General features: G+C 71.7%; 16 protein-coding genes and 2 tRNA genes. 7 read left to right on the top strand and 11 right to left on the bottom strand.

The features are described from left to right. From CWOE_RS20290 to CWOE_RS20270, 5 genes are read right to left on the bottom strand one after another with little or no spacing between them, the layout of a single operon-like run. A complete protein-coding gene (locus tag CWOE_RS20290) occupies window positions 1-1,764 on the bottom strand; it encodes a thiamine pyrophosphate-binding protein (RefSeq protein ID WP_012935514.1) in 1,764 nt (587 codons plus the stop codon). Next, window positions 1,761-2,456 carry a GntR family transcriptional regulator gene (locus tag CWOE_RS20285; protein ID WP_012935513.1) on the bottom strand — a complete coding sequence of 232 codons (696 nt, stop codon included), beginning with the start codon at window positions 2,454-2,456 and terminating at the stop codon, window positions 1,761-1,763. The genes CWOE_RS20290 and CWOE_RS20285 overlap by 4 nt, the downstream gene beginning before the upstream one ends. After that, on the bottom strand, window positions 2,453-3,469 hold the full coding sequence (locus CWOE_RS20280; RefSeq protein ID WP_012935512.1) for a Gfo/Idh/MocA family protein: 1,017 nt from the start codon (window positions 3,467-3,469) through the stop codon (window positions 2,453-2,455). Before CWOE_RS20280 ends, CWOE_RS20285 begins: the two co-directional genes overlap by 4 nt. After that, window positions 3,462-4,994 carry an APC family permease gene (locus tag CWOE_RS20275; protein ID WP_012935511.1) on the bottom strand — a complete coding sequence of 511 codons (1,533 nt, stop codon included), beginning with the start codon at window positions 4,992-4,994 and terminating at the stop codon, window positions 3,462-3,464. The genes CWOE_RS20280 and CWOE_RS20275 overlap by 8 nt, the downstream gene beginning before the upstream one ends. 16 nt (window positions 4,995-5,010) lie before the next feature. Further along, the gene (locus CWOE_RS20270; RefSeq protein ID WP_012935510.1) at window positions 5,011-6,357 is read right to left on the bottom strand and encodes an aspartate aminotransferase family protein; all 1,347 of its coding nucleotides are present in this window, start codon (window positions 6,355-6,357) and stop codon (window positions 5,011-5,013) included. A 214-nt stretch (window positions 6,358-6,571) separates the two neighbouring features. Here CWOE_RS20270 and CWOE_RS20265 point away from each other — a divergent pair, with 214 nt between their 5' ends. Continuing rightward, complete coding sequence (locus tag CWOE_RS20265; protein WP_012935509.1) at window positions 6,572-7,516, top strand: quinone oxidoreductase family protein; 945 nt, start codon at window positions 6,572-6,574, stop codon at window positions 7,514-7,516. Between the two features lie 113 nt (window positions 7,517-7,629). Here CWOE_RS20265 and CWOE_RS20260 read toward each other — a convergent pair whose 3' ends face one another. Further along, window positions 7,630-8,190, bottom strand: coding sequence for a hypothetical protein (locus tag CWOE_RS20260; protein ID WP_012935508.1), 561 nt, complete (start codon window positions 8,188-8,190; stop codon window positions 7,630-7,632). Between the two features lie 49 nt (window positions 8,191-8,239). Here CWOE_RS20260 and CWOE_RS20255 point away from each other — a divergent pair. From CWOE_RS20255 to CWOE_RS20245, 3 genes are all read left to right on the top strand, one after another. Next, a tRNA-Leu gene (locus tag CWOE_RS20255) sits at window positions 8,240-8,326 on the top strand. Window positions 8,327-8,430: 104 nt separating this feature from the next. Then, window positions 8,431-8,763, top strand: a complete 333-nt coding sequence (locus tag CWOE_RS20250) for an ArsR/SmtB family transcription factor (RefSeq protein WP_012935507.1) — start codon at window positions 8,431-8,433, stop codon at window positions 8,761-8,763. Window positions 8,764-8,805: 42 nt separating this feature from the next. Beyond that, window positions 8,806-8,876, top strand: a tRNA-Trp gene (locus tag CWOE_RS20245). Window positions 8,877-8,931: 55 nt separating this feature from the next. Here CWOE_RS20245 and CWOE_RS34365 read toward each other — a convergent pair. From CWOE_RS34365 to CWOE_RS33570, 5 genes are all read right to left on the bottom strand, one after another. Further along, window positions 8,932-10,338 carry a ComEC/Rec2 family competence protein gene (locus tag CWOE_RS34365; RefSeq protein WP_012935506.1) on the bottom strand — a complete coding sequence of 469 codons (1,407 nt, stop codon included), beginning with the start codon at window positions 10,336-10,338 and terminating at the stop codon, window positions 8,932-8,934. Continuing rightward, window positions 10,338-12,065, bottom strand: a complete 1,728-nt coding sequence (locus CWOE_RS20235; protein ID WP_012935505.1) for a gluzincin family metallopeptidase — start codon at window positions 12,063-12,065, stop codon at window positions 10,338-10,340. The genes CWOE_RS34365 and CWOE_RS20235 overlap by 1 nt, the downstream gene beginning before the upstream one ends. A 46-nt stretch (window positions 12,066-12,111) precedes the next feature. After that, window positions 12,112-12,366, bottom strand: a complete 255-nt coding sequence (locus tag CWOE_RS20230) for a helix-turn-helix domain-containing protein (RefSeq protein WP_012935504.1) — start codon at window positions 12,364-12,366, stop codon at window positions 12,112-12,114. A 25-nt stretch (window positions 12,367-12,391) separates the two neighbouring features. Continuing rightward, window positions 12,392-12,634 (bottom strand): helix-turn-helix domain-containing protein, encoded by a 243-nt coding sequence (locus CWOE_RS20225; RefSeq protein WP_012935503.1) that lies wholly within the window; start codon window positions 12,632-12,634, stop codon window positions 12,392-12,394. A 281-nt stretch (window positions 12,635-12,915) separates the two neighbouring features. Next, entirely contained in the window at window positions 12,916-13,077 is a 162-nt protein-coding gene (locus CWOE_RS33570) for a hypothetical protein (protein ID WP_012935502.1), read from the bottom strand. Between the two features lie 231 nt (window positions 13,078-13,308). Between CWOE_RS33570 and CWOE_RS33565 the strand changes: the two genes are divergently transcribed. Genes CWOE_RS33565 through CWOE_RS20210 form a run of 3 tightly spaced genes read left to right on the top strand, consistent with a single transcriptional unit; the run spans window position 13,309 to window position 15,878 of the window. Beyond that, window positions 13,309-13,989 (top strand): PadR family transcriptional regulator, encoded by a 681-nt coding sequence (locus tag CWOE_RS33565; RefSeq protein WP_160165538.1) that lies wholly within the window; start codon window positions 13,309-13,311, stop codon window positions 13,987-13,989. After that, window positions 13,986-15,002, top strand: coding sequence for an ATP-binding cassette domain-containing protein (locus tag CWOE_RS20215; RefSeq protein WP_012935500.1), 1,017 nt, complete (start codon window positions 13,986-13,988; stop codon window positions 15,000-15,002). The genes CWOE_RS33565 and CWOE_RS20215 overlap by 4 nt, the downstream gene beginning before the upstream one ends. A gap of 6 nt (window positions 15,003-15,008) precedes the next feature. Then, entirely contained in the window at window positions 15,009-15,878 is an 870-nt protein-coding gene (locus CWOE_RS20210; RefSeq protein WP_012935499.1) for an ABC transporter permease, read from the top strand. The last annotated feature ends 25 nt before the right edge of the window (window positions 15,879-15,903 follow it).

The following is a 15,903-nucleotide window of genomic DNA, read 5'->3' as shown; positions in this document are numbered from 1 at the left end:
CTACCGCGCTCCCTCAGCGGTCAGGTATTCGGGCTTCGGCAGATCCCAGTAGCCGCTGTTGATGCCTGTCGTGTTGGCGGGGTCGCGGTCCTGCATCGCCTCGACGACGACCGGGCCCTCGGTCCGCAGCGCACGCTCCAGCGCCGGCTTGAGCTGGTCGAACGACTCGACCTTGATCCCGGTCGCTCCGAAGCCCTGCGCGATCGCGGTGAAGTCGGGCGTCTGAAGGTCGCCTCTGCGGCCGCGGAACTCGGTGAAGAAGGCGCGGTCCTCGCCGAACAGCCCGCGCTGGAAGTCACGGATCGAGGTCCAGCCGGCGTTGTTCATCACGAGATAGACGACGTTCAGGTTCAGCTGGACGGCGAGCGCCAGCTCCTGCAGCGTCATCAGGAAGTCGCCGTCGCCGGCGACGCCGACGACCGGCACGTCCGGCGCAGCGAGCTTGGCGCCGATCGCGGCCGGCACGGTGAAGCCCATCGTCGAGTAGCCGCCGGGCGTCAGCCACGTGCGCGGCTCGTACGCTGGGTACTCCTGGAACGCCTGGATCTGCGGATGGCCGGCGGACGCGATCACGATCCCCTCGCGCGGCATCAGCTCGCGCAGCGCGGCGAGCGACTTCGTCAGCGACAGGCCGTTCGCGGTCCAGCGGCCGCGCACCATCGCGTCCCACTTCTCGCGCTCGGCCGTGACCTCGGCCTGGTAGTCGGTCAGGTCCGGCAGCGACCGCTCCTGGAGCGCCGTGTGGAGCGCGGCGAGGCCGGTGCGCGCGTCGGAGACGACGCCGACCTCGGTCGGGTAGTTCTTGCCGATCTCGCGCGGGTCGACGTCGACGTGCAGCAGCGTCGTGCCCGGCATCGAGTACGACGCGCCGAACTGGTAGGAGGACGCGTTCTGCTCGGCGAAGCGCGTGCCGATCGCGAGGATCACGTCGGCGGTTCTGGCGATCTGGTTGCCGCACGCGGTGCCGTTGGCGCCGGTGTGCTGGGCGCAGAGGGGGTGGTCCTCGGGGAAGACGCCCTTGCCCATCATCGTCGTGATGACCGGCGCGCCGAGCAGCTCGGCGACCGAGCGCAGCTCAGCGTGCGCGCGGGCCGCGATGCAGCCGCCGCCGGCGAGGATCACCGGGCGCTTGGCGCCGGCGAGGATCGCGGCGATCTGCTCGATGCCGTCCGGGTCGGGGTGGACGACGGTGTGCGTCGCGCGGTGGTTGCCGAGGTCGATCTCGGGGATCTCGGCGGCGTGCGACTGGACGTCGATCGGCAGCTCGATGTGGACCGGGCCCGGGCGGCCGGTGACAGCCGAGTTGAACGCGCGGTGCATCACGCGCTGGACCTGGTCGACGCGGTGCGGGTAGAAGCCGCGCTTGACGACCGGGCGCAGCATGCTGGAGAAGTCGGCGTCGCGCTGGCGCTCGATCTCCTGCAGCACGCCGCAGCCGTCCATGTACGTCTGCACGGCGCCGGTGATCGAGATCATCGCCTGCGAGTCGACGTACGCCGTCGCGAGCGCCATCGCCATGTTGGCGGAGCCGGGGCCGATCGAGGTGATCGTCGCGAGCGGCTCGCCCTTGACGCGGTAGTAGGCGTCGGCGATGTGGCCGGCCGACTGCTCGTGCCGGACCTGGATCGTCTCGATTCTGTCGGTGCGGTCCTTGAACGCGTCGAAGACGCCCATGTCGCCGTGGCCGGGGATGCCGAGCACGTACGGGACGCCCTCCGCGATCAGGTGGTCGGCGACGATCTCGCCGCCGGTTCGGGAGCTCATACGTCCTCCGGGGTCGTTGCTGGTGGGTCCTGCGCGAGCAGCAGGTCGCGCGTGGTGGAGAGGTGGTCGGCCATCGCGTCGGCCGCGGCGGAGGCGTCGCCCGCCTGCACGTGCGCGTAGATCGCGTCGTGCTCGGCGAGGATCGCCTCGAGCCTGCGCGAGCGCCCGACGGTCGAGATGCCACGCATCCGCGTCTGGTCGCGCAGCTCGGCGACGAATCCGACGAGGCGGTCGTTGCCGGTTGCGGCGAGCAGCGTGCGGTGGAAGCGCCAGTCGTGGCGCATGAACTCGTGCTCGTCATCGAGGTGGGCGCGCATCCCGTCGAGTGTGCGCGCGAGCGCCTCGAGCTCCGCGCCGCCGCAGCGCGGCACCGCCTCCAGCGCCGCGGGGACCTCCAGCCACAGGCGCAGCTGGAAGATCTCCTCGACGTCGCGGCCGAGCGTCACGACGACGCGCACGCCGCGGTTGCGCTCGAACGCGACCATCCCGGCCTTCGCCAGCTCGACGAGCGCCTCGCGCACGGGCGTGCGCGAGATCCCGAGTGCCTCGCTCAGCGCGCGCACCGAGGTCAGCTGGCCGGGCGGGATGCGGCCTTCGAGGATCGCGCGGCGGATCTCGGCGTAGGCGCGCGCGGTCAGGCCGGTCTCCGGCTCGACCGGACGCACGCCGACGTGCTCGATCCCGCCGCTCACGTCGCTCCCGCGCCGCCGGGGTCACCGGCGGCGGCCGACGTGTACGCCTGATGGATCAGCTCGACGATCCGCCGGCCCTCGGCGGCCGTCACCGGCGGCGGCTCGCCGGCCGCCAGCGCGACGACGAACGCGTCGATCGAGGCGGCGACCGAGTCGGCCCAGTCGCCCTGCGGGACGCGCTCGTCGCGCCAGGAGCCGTCGTAGACGCGCAGCGCCGGACCGGTGCGGAAGCCCTCGAACTCGGCTTCGCAGCCGGACAGGTAGAGCATCCCGTCGCTGCCGACGATCTCGATCGCGTCGTCGAACGCGCCCGGCGGGCAGTGGTAGTTGGCGTCGATCACGCCGAGCGCGCCGTTCTCGAAGCGGAGCGTCACGACCGCCTGGTCCTCGCCGACGTCCAGGCCGCGGTCGACCAGCGCACGCACTTCGGCGACCTCGCCGAACAGCTTGCGCGCCATGTAGAAGCGGTGCACGCCGGCGTCGAACAGCAGCCCGCCGCCGACGACCTTCGGGTCGGCGCGCCAGCCGTCGAGCTTGCCGCCGATCCCGAGCCGCAGCCGGATGTGGACCGGTCTACCGATCGCGCCCGAGTCGATCAGCTCCTGCGCCCGCACGTGCGGGCCGTGGAACAGCTGGTTGTGCTGCACGCCGACGGTCACGCCCGCGGCCTCGGCCGCTGCGACGATCTCGTCGCACTCGGCGACGGTCAGCGCGAGCGGCTTCTCGACGAGCAGGTGCTTGCCGGCGGCGATCGCCTGCAGCGCGACCGGCAGGTGGAGGTGGTGGGGGAGGCAGACCGAGACGACCTCGACGGCGGGATCGGCGAGCAGCGCGCCGATCGACGAGTGCGCCGTGGCGCCGGTCGCCGCCGCGGTGCGCGCCAGCAGCTCCCCGCTCAGGTCGGTCACCGCCGCCACGCGCGCCCCGGGGGAGCGCTCGTAGCCGCGCAGGTGGAACTGCCCGATCTCGCCGAGGCCGATGACCCCGACACCGATGACACGTCTTTCAGCCATTGACCATCGCCTTCTCGTTCTCGGCGTCCTCGCGGTCGCGTTGCGCCGCCGCGTCGGTCGCGTTCTGCGGCACCGCGGCGCGGCCCGTTCTCAGTGCCCACCAGGCGTAGGCGGTGAAGAGGACGCCGATGCCGAGCGCGTAGAGGAAGTAGCGCACGACGTAGTGGTTCTCGCTCGGCACGAGGTACGCGGCGGAGACGCCGAAGCACCAGACGATCGCGATCACGCAGACGGGCACCGTCCAGCGGCCGAGGCCGAAGTAGCCGCTGCCGCTGGGCTCCGGGATGCTCCCGCGCAGGTGACCGATCAGCACGCCGATCGTCGTCGTCCCGTACGTGAAGTAGTAGGCGACGGCCGCCATCGCGGTGACGCGGAAGATGTTGCCGGCGCCCGCGATGTTGATCGCCATGCAGATCGCCCACAGGACGATCGAGGCAGTCACCGGCGTTCTGAAGCGCGGGTGGACCGCGGCGAGCTGGCGTGAGAACGGCAGCATCCGGTCGCGCGAGACGGAGAAGATCAGCCGCGTCGCGACCGCGATGTTCGCGACGATGCAGCCCATCAGCGAGAAGAACGCGATCACCTTGAAGATCGCGGCGGGGAAGGCGCCGAGGCGCTCCTCGACGATCCAGAAGAACGTGTTTGGGTGCGTCAGCGCCTCTGAGATCGAGCCGGGGATCGCGACGATGAAGATCCACATCACGACGAAGCCGCCGAGCGCGGAGACAGTCACCGCGCGGAACATCGCCTTCGGCGCCGCCTTGCGCGGGTTGTGCGTCTCCTCGGCGAGGTCGGCCGACGCCTCCCACCCGAGCAGCGCGAAGATCGGCAGCGTCGCGGCGAGGATCCAGTTGACGGTCGGGATCTTCGAGCCGTCGACGCCGTCGACGCCGGAGTTGTTGACGATCACGCTGGCGTCCTGGCCGCCCTTGAAGAACAGCAGCGCGCCGACGAGCAGCAGGAAGGCGAAGACGATCGTCGCCGTGATCTCGCCGATCGCGACGCCGTTGTTGAAGCGCGTCGCGATCCGGATCCCGAAGATGTTGATCAGGAAGCCGATCGTCAGCGCCCCGATCGCGAGGAACATGATGTTCGTGCCGGTCGGGTCGATCCCCAGCTCCGGTGCGAGCACCGAGCCGAACAGCGCGCCGATCGACGTCGCGCCGGTCGTGAACGTGATCAGGCCGATCATCGCCACGACCCAGCCGTAGTACGGGTTCACGATCCGGCTCGCCCACTGGTACGCGTAGCCGGTGACGGGGATCCGCGCCGCCATGTGCATGAACACGAGCACGACCCAGATCACGCCCGCGAGCGCTATCAGCCAGTACCACACGGCGACGGCGCCGACCTGCGCGAGCACGGGCTGGAACAGCGGCCCGAGCGTTCCCGTGATCGCGATCATCGAGAAGGCGAGGCAGAACGACGTGAACGTCGACATCGAGCGCCGCAGGCGCGGCTGGTACCCGAACTGGGCGAGGTCGTCGTCGTCGCTCGCGCCTTGCGGCACGCCAGATGAGGTCATCTCTCTCGATCCTTCGCTAGGAGCCGTAGCCGAAGTGCGCTTCGGCCTCGGTGATGGTCTGGTCGAACAGCGCGCAGATCTCGTCGACCTCGGCGGCGCCGATCGTGACCGCAGGCTTGAGCTTCAGCACGTTGCCGGCCGGCGGCGGGAAGACGGGGCCGGTCTTGCCGATCAGCAGACCGTTCTCGAGTGCGCGATGGACGCACCACTCAGCCTCGTCGTGCGCATGCTCCTTCGTGACCGGGTCCTTGACCAGCTCGATGCCGATCATCAGGCCCATCACGCGCACGTCGCCGATCAGCGGGTGCTTCTCTCTCATCTCGGCGAGCTTCTCGCCGAAGCGCTCGCCCATGGCGCGTGCGTTCGCGGCCAGGTCGTCGCGCTCCATGATCTCGATCATCTTGAGGGATGCGGTCGAGGCGATCGGGTGACCGATCGTGGTGAAGCCGTACTCCCACTCGGCGAGGTTGGCGTACTTGTCGTTGACGATCACGCCGGACATCGAGAAGCCGCCGCCGAACGCCTTGCCGACGACGATCATGTCCGGCTCGACGCCGTAGTGGTCGATCGCGAACATCTCGCCGCAGCGCGCCCAGGCGGTCTGCACCTCGTCGACGATCAGCGCCATGTCGTGGCGGTCGCAGATCGCGCGCAGCTCCTGGAAGTAGCCGTCGGGCGCGGGGACCATGCCGCCGTTGGCCTGGTAGGGCTCGACGATGATGCCGGCGACGCCGCCCTCGGAACCCTCGACGACCATCTTCTCGACGAATCTGGCGCAGAACAGGTCGCAGCTGTCGGGCGTGCGCTCGAACGGGCAGCGGTAGCAGTTGAAGTTGGGGACGCGGATCTGGCGCGTCGTGTACCGCTCGAGCCCCTTCTTGGCGCCCTCGTACATGTTCGGGTGCGTGTAGGAGAGCGCGGTCGTCGCGAACGTGCGGCCGTGGAACGCCTGGAACAGGCAGACGAACTCGTCCTTGCCGGTCGTGCGCATCGCGAGGTGCATCGCGCCCTCGACGGCGTCGCCGCCGGAGAGGCCGTAGAGCAGCTTGTTGAGGCCGCCGGGGGCGACCTCGGCGACCTTCTCCGCCAGCAGCGTGCGGGGAGAGGAGCCGTACAGCGGCGCGGTCCAGTCGGCACGGCCGAGCTGCTCGATCACCGCGTCGGTGATCTCCGGGTTGCGGAAGCCGAGGTTGACGACCCACTCGCCGGAGATCGCGTCGAGGTACTCGCGACCGTTGACGTCGGTGACGCGCACGCCCTCGGCGTGGGCGACCGCGAGCGGCTCGCCGCCCATCGGCTTGATCTCGAAGCGAGCGCTCAATTCATCGATCTCGCGCTGCGAGAGCTTGGGTGCATCTGGCACGCCGGATCCCTTCCTCCATCGGGGTGATGTGCCGCATGTGGCATGCCACACGCCGGCCACGGTCACGATAGTCACACCTCTCCGCGTGCGTCAAGCGGAATTCACGGTGATCAACAGGTTGAACAAGCTGAAGTGCAACGGGTTGAACTGAATTGATTCAGTCAGTTGAACTGGCGCGTGTGCGCTGTGCGGGCAGGGGGCGTATCGTGGGTGCATGAACGCAGCAGTCGTCGAGGAATACGGGACGCCCCGCTACCGGGCGTTCGAGGAGCCGGTCGCGGGCGAGGGGCAGCTCGTCGTCGAGGTCGAGGCCGCGGGTCTCAACCCGGTCGACCAGGCGAAGGCGGCCGGGAGGTTCTACTCCGGCAGAGCGCCGCTCCCATTCGTCGCGGGCGGCGAGGGCGCCGGAATCGTGGCGGGAGGCCGGCGCGTCTACTTCGACGCTCCGGTCGCGCCGTTCGGCTCGATGGCGGACCGCTCGCTGGTGAACGCGGCCGACGCGATCGACGTGCCCGACGGGGTCGAGCCGGCGCTCGCGGTCGCGGTCGGGATCGCCGGCCTCGCCGCGTGGCTGCCGCTCGCGTGGCGCGCGCAGCTGCAGCCCGGTGAGACGGTGCTCGTGCTCGGCGCGACCGGCGTCGTCGGCTGCATCGCGGTGCAGGCGGCGAAGCTGCTCGGCGCCGCCCGCGTCGTCGCCGCCGGCCGCAACGAGCAGGCGCTCGCCCGCGCCGCGGCGCTCGGCGCCGACGCGACGGTGCGGCTCGACGCGTCGGAGGGCGACGACCTCACCGCGGCGTTCCGCGAGGCGGCGGGCGGCGGCGTCGACGTCGTGATCGATCCGCTGTGGGGCGAACCGGCGGTCGCGGCGCTCGGCGCGCTCGGAGACGGCGGGCGGCTGATCCAGATCGGCCAGTCGGCCGGCGCGACGGCGACGTTCCCCTCGGCGATCGTCCGCGGCAAGCTGGCGGAGATCCGCGGCCACACGAACTTCCTCGCGCCGCACGACGTCAAGGTCGCGGCGTACCGCACGCTCGCCGAGCACGCCGCAGCCGGCCGCATCACGGTCGAGATCGAGGCGGCGCCGCTGTCCGAGGTCGCCACGGTGTGGGAACGCCAGCAGGCCGGCGGCCACGGCAAGAAGCTCGTGCTGGTGCCGTAGTGCGCCCGGTCGTCCTGGGTTGGTGTCGCATAGCGACAGTAATCCAGGACGCTTCGGCGGGGCGGGGCGGGGCGGGCGGCGGGCGGGAGCGAGCGGGCGGCCGGCGAGCGCGGTCAGCCGCGTGCGGCGCCGGCGCCCGTCGTGCCGCGGCGGGCGCCCTGTCGCGTGGACGCTCTCGGCGGTCTCGCGCCGGGCCACTTGGCGCGGCTCTTGGGCACCTCGAGCTCGACGTGCCAGTCCTGCCTGAACGCCTGCGCGGCGAAGAAGATCAGCAGCACCTGGACCGGGATCAGCAGGTACGTCAGCAGGCCCAGCATCTGCGATTCGAGCCCGGTCGAGCCGAGGATCGAGTCCGGCGTCGAGAAGCCGTTCTTGTCGCGCGCGAACCACTCCGGGCCGGAGACGGCGGCGAAGATCAGCAGCAGGATCGCCAACGCCGCCGCCACCGGCAGCACGCCGCGGTTCCATCTGACGACGAGATAGGCCATCAGGAGGTAGAGCAGCAGGTAGGCGATCTGGACGCCCTTGTTGCCCTGGAGCGCCGACCAGCCGCCGGCTATCACGACAAGGAAGATCCCCGCCGAGACGAGCAGCAGGAACGTCAGAATCGCGCGTGTCGTCTTCGACGACGCCTTCGCGCGGTTCGGCCGGTCGATGACGTAGCCGTCCTCCATCCCGTCAGGACCCTACAATCCTGCGCGGCCGCATGACGCACTTCCCGTCGCGGGTGTGGTGAAACGGTAGACACGCCGGCCTTAGGAGCCGGTTGGCCAGGTAGAGGCCTTGGGGGTTCGAATCCCTCCGCCCGCATCGCCGTCAGGCGGCCGCGCAGCACCGCCGCGAAGGGGCGCGGCCGGCCGTGCGCGCGCCCGCTGCACCGTGGCGGTTGTTCGAGCGGCATAGAATGGAGGGAGATGGCCACGCCCGACCAACCCGCCGCCGCCGCGATCGAGCTCACGTCCGTGATGCACGCGCTGAGCGACGACGCCCGCCTCGCCGTCGTGTGCGAGCTGGCCTGCGGCGGGGAGCGCCCGTGCGGCTCGTTCGACCTCGGCGTCAGCAAGGCGACCGCCTCGCACCACTTCCGGGTTCTGCGCGAGGCCGGCATCACCGAGACGCGCGTCGACGGCAAGCGGCGGCTGCTGTCGCTGCGCCGCGACGACCTCGAGGCCCGCTTCCCGGGCCTGCTCTCGGCGGTGCTGCAGGCCGCCGGCGACGGCGCGGTGCGCGACCGCGTCCCCGTCTGACGTCACGCCGCGCCTGCGCCACCTACAATGTGCCGCCCGCGAGGGCCACTGGTGTATCGGTAACACGACGGTCTCCAAAACCGTAACGCGAGGTTCGACTCCTCGGTGGCCCGCTCTCCGTCTGCGCCGCCCGCGACCGCCCGCCCTGCGCGTCGCAGCGTGCGCTGCTCACGCGCCGTCGATCGCGAACGGTCTGCGATCGGAGGTCGCGGCGCTGAGGTCGACGAAGCGCCGGTCGGCGCCGAGCACGTCGGTGCGGTGGAGCGGGCCGAGCTCCTCCAGCGCGGCGACGAGCGTCGTGCGGGGGACGGCGTTGGCGCCTCTGCCGTGCACGCCCGGGAGCGTCGACATCAGCGACGTCAGCGGCTCTGCGCGACCCTGCCACTTCGCCACGAGCGAGCGCGGCGTCGCGTTGCGGCTGCCGTGGTGGCCGACCTTGTAGAAGTCGACGCCTGCCAGCTGCGGGTCGAGTCTCGCGGCCTCCGGACCCTCCAGGCTCCACGACCAGTTCTCGATCTGCGCGTCGCCGGGGAACAGCAGCCGCCGTCTGCCGACCTCGAACAGCAGCACGAGGCTCGTGTTGTTGAGCGCGTCGTCGAGCGTGCGGACGATCCGCAGCAGCGAGTGCGTCTCGTGGTCGCGCATCCGCTCGACCAGCCAGCGGGCGCGGCCGGGTGGGACCTGCGCCGGCGCAGCGGCGACGCCGCCGCCGGCGGCGGCGGCGGGCGCGAGCTGGTCGAGCATCTCGCCGGCGAGCTGGCGCCAGGCGATCCAGTACTCGGGGTCGTCGGCCTTCTGGCCGGTCACGCGGGGCCACTGCTCCGGCGTCGGTGGCCCCAGCACGCTCACGCGCACGCCCGGCAGCACGTCGTCGAGCCCGGACGGCTGGCCGGCGTGGAGGTAGCGCGCGTCGAGCGGCGCGTCGTCGGCGATCGCGTCGATCCGCGCGATCGCGGCGGCGTTCGGCACCTGCCCGGCGGCCATCGCGCCGAGCGTGCCGCGCAGCCCGCGGGCGCCGTCGACCCCGGCGACGAGCCGCTCTGCGAACACCTGCGCCTCCGCGAGCCCGGAAGCGAACCGCCGCGAGCGGTCGCCGGGCGCGTCCGCGTCGCCCACAGCCGCCGCGTCACCGCCGCCGCCGTCCGCCGCGCGTGCGCCCGCCCCGATCCCGCCGTCCGCGCGCGCCCCGTTCCCGTGCCCGCCCGGTGGCCCCGGCGCGTCGGCGGCAAGGCCCGGCTCCTCCGTCCACGGCCGCAGCACGATGCTCGGTCTCAGCCCGGCGATCAGCTCGCCGGCGGCGTCGTCGGCGAAGCCGGCGATGTGATCCTTGTGGCGGTGTGTCACGACGATCGCGTCGAGCCGCCCTCTGACGCGTTCGGCCACGCTCTCGGCGATCTCTCTGAACGTCCGTCTCGGTCCGCTCGGCCAGTGCGTCGAGCCGAAGTCGATCAGCACGTGGCGCTCGTCGCGCCCGTCGTCGAGTGGCTGCGGGTAGCCGAAGCTGAGCACGATCCCCTCGCCGAAGCCGAGCACGTGCGCGCGCACGGCGACGCGATCGGGCGCGGGCGCGGCCATCACCAGCGCTCCGCCTCGTCGCCACCGGAGACGTGCAGCGCGGCGAAGCGCTGGCCGCGCGGCTGCGAGAGCGTGAAGCCGAAGCGCCCTCTGGAGTCGACGAGGCCGTGCCCGACGAGGTACGCGAGCCGCCGCGTCTGGCGGTCCCAGTCGTCGAGCCGCTTGTGCTGGTGGTGCTTGGCGCGGCCGAACTGGTCGAAGACGACGACCCCGCCGCCGCGCAGCTGCAGCTTCGTCTCGGGCGGGAGGCCGTCCGGCACGGTCGCGCCGCGCTCGGCCAGCTCGCCGGCGGTCAGCTCCAGCGTCTGCACGTAGCTGGCGACGACCTCCGGCACGACCAGCCCGTCCGGCCCGACGCGGACCGACGGGCGGATCGACTCGACCCGCAGCCAGCCGCACTCGCGGTCGAGCTCGAAGACGTCGGCGTTCTCCCACAGGAAGCGGAAGACCTCGTCGCGGTCCGAGCGCAGGATCGCGAAGTTCATCCGCTCGTAGACCGGCCGTCCCGAGCGCGAGACGTCGATCGTGCGGCCGACGGGCCGCTCGATGCCGAACGCGGCGAACGCCGCTCTCAGCGCGTCGCGGTAGCCGTGCTCATCGTCGGGCGCGACGACCTCGTCGGCCTTCAGGATCGCGTCGAGCACGTCCTCGTACTCCAGCTCCACCGGCGGCAGGTAGTCGACGCTGCGCATCGCCATCCGCAGCAGGTGGGCGGCGGCGGTCGCGCCCTCCTCGGCGACGCGCGCGCGGTCGCCGCTGCCGTCCTCGGAGAGGATCGCCGGCAGGCGGCTCATCCACATCCGCAGCAGCGTCTGCGTGACCGCGGCGACGAGCACCTCGGCGCGGCGGTGCGGCTCGGTGAACTCGCGCTCCTCGCGCCACGTCGCCGTCGGCGCCAGCTCGACCGAGCGGCGCAGCCCGCCGCCGCGCTCGCGGCCGGCGCCGTCGTTCGCGTCGTCGCCGAGCTGCTCGGCGAGCGTCAGCAGCGCGCTTCTGCGCAGCGCCTCGGCGGTCAGCTGCTCGGCCGCCAGCCGGCCGCCGTCGCCGTCGGGGTCGAGCAGCCGTGCGGCGACGCCGGAGATCGAGAACAGCGACAGCAGCGCGACGACGTCGGCGAGCGCCTCGTGGAAGGCGGGCTGGTCGGGCAGGCCGGGCTCCGCATAGAGCGGCCGCAGCCCGTCGAGGATCGCGTGGGTCGTCTCGTGCGCGACGATGTCGTGCGACAGCGCCGTCTGCAGCTCGCCGTCCTCGCGTGGGACGTAGCCGAAGTAGATCGCGCCGTCCTCCGGCGCGTAGTAGGCGTTCGCCTCCGCGATCGCGTGCGGGACGAGGAACAGCTGGTGGCCGTCGAAGCCCCAGCCGAGTCGCCGCCCGAGCGCGGCCTCGAAGCCGGCGAGCGTGCGCGCTGCGATCGCGTAGACGTTCTGCGCGCGGAACTCGGCGTCGCCGGTCAGCTCGGCGTCGCCGGCGTCCGCGAAGCGGTCCTGCACCGTCGGCGCAAGCACGGCAGGCGGCAGCAGCCTCCCGGTCGCGCCGTCGTAGTCGACGACGTGGAAGCGCGCGCCGCGCGGCCCGGGGTCGAGGTGCTCGGCGGGGACTCTGATCTGTGCGGTGAGGATGCGCCCCGCGACCTGCACGGAGGGATCCTGGGCGATGACGGTGACCGCGACCGACTGCGGGACCGGTCTCTCCAGCTCGCTCCAGGTGTCGATCGCAAGTGCCGGCATGCACCGGAATCTAGTGCAGAAAGCACCCTGGTGTCGACGGTCGAACCTATCCCGACGCGCCAGGCTCGTCGCCGCCCGGCTGGCCGTACAGCTCGCCGATCGACACCCCCAGCGCGTCCGCCAGCCGCGCGACGGTGCTGGCGCGCGGGTCCTTGTTGCCGCGCTCGATCTCGCTCAGGTGCTTGGGGTGGACCCCCGCAGCGTTCGCCAGCGCCTCCTGCGACAGCTCGCGATCGCGCCGCAGCTGGCGGATCGTGCGGGCGAGTGGAGAAGGAGGAGTTCGGCCGTTGGACACGAACATATGTTCGCATACTTGGCAAGTGCCGTCATCCTCCTCGGAGACGGTCCTCGACCCGTGTGAAGAACTCCCCGAGCGGCTCCTCCAGGCCGTCGACGAGCCGCAGTGCCGTCGTGATCCCGGGCTCCTTGTTCTCGCGTTCGATCTCGCCGATGTGCTTCGCGCTGACGCCCGACGCGTCCGCCAGCGCCTCCTGCGAGAGGTCCTGCTTTCGGCGCTGTCGCCTCAGCGTTCGCGCGAACGCGCTGAGGTAGGGGGAGGGCTCACGCATCGGAGTGGTGAAACCTCGTTCACCGGCGCCCCTTGCGCCACCCGCTAAGGGAGGTGAAGCACCGCCTACTGGTGGTTATTCTCCACCTGTAGACGGTTTTCTTGGGTATAGTCGGCTTGCCTCGGGCAGCGGTGCGGCCGACATGCGCGCTCCTTCCCCCTCATGCGCGCACGACCAACGGCCGCACTGTCCCGGGAATCCCTGTAAGCCGGCACCCCCCGGCGGCAGGGGGCATCGAACGCCCCGATGCGGCAACGCGCCGGGGCGTTCGTGCGTCCGGGTCAGAGTTGTCTGGCGCGCGCTCTGGCGCGCTCGGCGGCGCGGCGCAGGAAGCGCCGCTTCTTCGACCCGACGGGCGCCTTGCTCATCTCGTGCAGGAGCTGCGCGGCGCGGCGGGCCGCCTCCGGGTCCGGTCTCGGCGGGGGTTGGGGCGCGGCGGGCATCTGGTGGTCATAACGCCGCCCCGGCGCGCGGGTTGCGGTCCTCTCGTGTCCGTGTGCGGACAGCGCACCGCGGCGCGGTTTGACGTCCGAACAGTTCCGATATATCTTTGACGCATCAAGAACAGTCAAAGTAAGGAGAGCGGCATGCATCGGAATGCCGATTTCGCCGCCCACGCCTGGCGTTCAGGCGCCTGTCGAGGCGGCTTCGACATAGGAGAGATGTGGCGAGCGATGTCCGGCGCACGGCAGGGCGGCGCCGGCTCCGGGCGCAGCGGCGGTCACGGTGGCCATGGCGGTCACGAAGGCGGCCACGGCCGCGGCGGCTACGGCCGCGGTGGCGGGTTCCCGTTCGGCGGGCCCGGCGGAGGCTTTCCGTTCGGCCCCGGCGGCCCGTGGGGCGGCCGGCGCGGCCCGAAGGCGCGCCGCGGCGACGTCCGCACGGCGGCGCTGCTGCTGCTCGCCGAGCAGCCCCGCAACGGGTACCAGATCATGCAGGCGCTCGAGGAGCGCTCCAACGGCGCCTGGCGCCCGAGCCCCGGCTCGGTCTACCCGGCGCTCCAGCAGCTCGAGGACGAGGGCCTGGTGCGCTCGACCGAGCAGGACGGCCGCAAGCTGTTCGAGCTGACCGACGAGGGCCGGCAGTACGTCGAGGAGCGGGGCGAGGACGTCCCCGCGCCGTGGGACCAGATGGCCGGCGACATCTCGGCTGACGCGTGGGCGCTGATGCAGACCGCGCGCGAGGTCGGGATGGCGATGTTCCAGGTGATGCAGTCCGGCAGCGACGCGCAGCGCAGAGAGGCGCAGCGGATCCTCGCCGCCACCCGCCGCGACCTCTACCGCGTGCTCGCGGACGGTCACGACGGCGACGCGGGCGAGGAGCCGGCGGACCCGCCGGAAGACGACGCCGCATGACCACTGCCGCGGCGGTCCAGGCCCACCGCCCGGCGGCCGACGAGCCCGCGGTCCACGTGCGCGGGCTCGTCAAGCGCTACGGCGACGTCGAGGCGGTGCGCGGCATCGACCTCGACGTCACGCCGGGCGAGACATTCGGCTTCCTCGGCCCCAACGGCGCCGGCAAGTCGACGACGATCTCGATGCTCTGCACGCTCGTGGAGCCCGACGGCGGAAGCGCCCGCGTCGCCGGGCACGACGTCGTGCGGGAGCGCGACGACGTGCGCCGCAACATCGGCCTCGTCTTCCAGGATCCGACGCTCGACGGCTACCTCAGCGCCGAGCAGAACCTGAAGTTCCACGCCGAGCTGTACGGCGTGCCGAAGGCGCTCGTGCCCGGCCGCATGCGGCAGGTGCTGGAGATGGTCGGCCTGTGGGAGCGCCGCGCCAGCCGCGTCTCGACCTTCTCCGGCGGCATGCGCCGGCGGCTGGAGATCGCGCGCGGCCTGCTGCACTCGCCGCGCGTGCTGTTCCTCGACGAGCCGACCGTCGGCCTCGACCCGCAGACGCGCAGCTCGATCTGGCGCTACATCGAGGAGCTGAAGGCGGCCGACGAGATCACGATCTTCCTCACGACGCACTACATGGACGAGGCCGAGCACTGCGACCGGATCGCGATCATGGACCAGGGGCGCGTGATCGTCCTCGACACGCCAGAGGCGCTGAAGGCGAGCGTCGGCAGAGACCGCGTGCGGATCGAGACCGACGACGACGCCGCCGCGATCGCGGCGCTGCGCGAGCGCTTCGCGATCGACGCGAGCATGTCGGAGGGCGCGGTCACGTTCGGCGTCGCCGGCGGCGAGCAGTTCGTGCCGCGGCTGTTCGCCGAGTTGAGCGTCGCGATCCGCGGCGTGTCCGTCTCGCGGCCGTCGCTCGACGACGTCTTCATGTCCTACACCGGCACGACGATCCGCGACGCCGAGACGGCTGACCGGGTCGATCCGATGGCGCGCATGATGCGCCCGGGGAGGTAGCGCAGCATGGCCTCGACCGTCGCCACGCCCGCGCCGACCGCGCGGATCCACGTGCCCGCCGGCGGCTGGCGCGCCGACCTGCGGGCGGTGAAGATCGTCTGGCATCGCGAGCTGATCCGCTTCTCGCGCGACCGCCTGCGGATCGTCACGTCGCTGTTCCAGCCAGTGCTGTTCCTGTTCGTGCTCGGCGGCGGCCTCGCGAACATCGCCTCCGGCGGGACCGAGGGCGTCGACCTGCGCACGTTCATGTTCCCCGGCGCGCTCGCGATGGCGGTGCTGTTCACCGCGATCTTCTCGGCCGCGTCGGTCGTCTGGGACCGCGAGTACGGCTTCCTGCGGGAGATGCTCGTCGCGCCCGTGCGGCGGGGCTCGATCGTGCTCGGCAAATGCCTCGGCGGCGCGACCGTCGCCGGCGCCCAGGGGCTGATCGTGATCGCGCTCGCGCCGCTCGTCGACGTTCCTTACCGGCTCGACATGATCCTCGCGCTGATCGGCCTGCAGCTGCTGCTCGCGTTCATGATCACCGCGTTCGGCCTGATGGCCGCCGCGCGCGTCACGCAGATGCAGTCGTTCATGGCGTTGACGCAGATGCTGCTGATGCCGCTGCTGTTTTTGAGTGGAGCACTGTTCCCTGTAACGGGATTGCCGCAGTGGCTGGAGATCCTCAACCGGCTCGACCCGCTGACGTACGTCGTCGACCCGATCCGCCACGTCGTCTTCGCGCAGCTCGACATCAGCGACGCGGCGCGCGAGGCGCTCAACCCGGGCGTCACGTGGTTCGGCTGGCACGTGCCGATCGGCGTCGAGATCGGCATCGTCGCGCTGACCGCGCTCGCGATGCTGGCGATCGCGAACGCCCAGTTCAAGCGGGCCTGACGAGCGGTGGCGCCGGGGTGGGTAG

Origin of the sequence: Conexibacter woesei DSM 14684 (genome assembly GCF_000025265.1) — a bacterium.
GTDB classification, from domain to species: Bacteria; Actinomycetota; Thermoleophilia; order Solirubrobacterales; family Solirubrobacteraceae; genus Conexibacter; species Conexibacter woesei.
Note: the sequence above shows the minus strand (reverse complement) of the source record. Positions and strands in the feature narration are given on the sequence as shown.

Excerpts from the sequence above, each read along its gene's own strand:
- CWOE_RS20225 (WP_012935503.1), bottom strand. The coding sequence starts at position 12,634 with ATGCGTGAGCCCTCCCCCTACCTCAGCGCGTTCGCGCGAACGCTGAGG.
- CWOE_RS20210 (WP_012935499.1), top strand. The coding sequence starts at position 15,009 with ATGGCCTCGACCGTCGCCACGCCCGCGCCGACCGCGCGGATCCACGTG.
- CWOE_RS20215 (WP_012935500.1), top strand. The coding sequence starts at position 13,986 with ATGACCACTGCCGCGGCGGTCCAGGCCCACCGCCCGGCGGCCGACGAG.
- CWOE_RS20275 (WP_012935511.1), bottom strand. The coding sequence starts at position 4,994 with ATGACCTCATCTGGCGTGCCGCAAGGCGCGAGCGACGACGACGACCTC.
- CWOE_RS20290 (WP_012935514.1), bottom strand. The coding sequence starts at position 1,764 with ATGAGCTCCCGAACCGGCGGCGAGATCGTCGCCGACCACCTGATCGCG.
- CWOE_RS20280 (WP_012935512.1), bottom strand. The coding sequence starts at position 3,469 with ATGGCTGAAAGACGTGTCATCGGTGTCGGGGTCATCGGCCTCGGCGAG.
- CWOE_RS20250 (WP_012935507.1), top strand. The coding sequence starts at position 8,431 with ATGGCCACGCCCGACCAACCCGCCGCCGCCGCGATCGAGCTCACGTCC.
- CWOE_RS33565 (WP_160165538.1), top strand. The coding sequence starts at position 13,309 with ATGTCCGGCGCACGGCAGGGCGGCGCCGGCTCCGGGCGCAGCGGCGGT.
- CWOE_RS20260 (WP_012935508.1), bottom strand. The coding sequence starts at position 8,190 with ATGGAGGACGGCTACGTCATCGACCGGCCGAACCGCGCGAAGGCGTCG.
- CWOE_RS20265 (WP_012935509.1), top strand. The coding sequence starts at position 6,572 with ATGAACGCAGCAGTCGTCGAGGAATACGGGACGCCCCGCTACCGGGCG.
- CWOE_RS33570 (WP_012935502.1), bottom strand. The coding sequence starts at position 13,077 with ATGCCCGCCGCGCCCCAACCCCCGCCGAGACCGGACCCGGAGGCGGCC.
- CWOE_RS20235 (WP_012935505.1), bottom strand. The coding sequence starts at position 12,065 with ATGCCGGCACTTGCGATCGACACCTGGAGCGAGCTGGAGAGACCGGTC.
- CWOE_RS20230 (WP_012935504.1), bottom strand. The coding sequence starts at position 12,366 with ATGTTCGTGTCCAACGGCCGAACTCCTCCTTCTCCACTCGCCCGCACG.
- CWOE_RS34365 (WP_012935506.1), bottom strand. The coding sequence starts at position 10,338 with ATGGCCGCGCCCGCGCCCGATCGCGTCGCCGTGCGCGCGCACGTGCTC.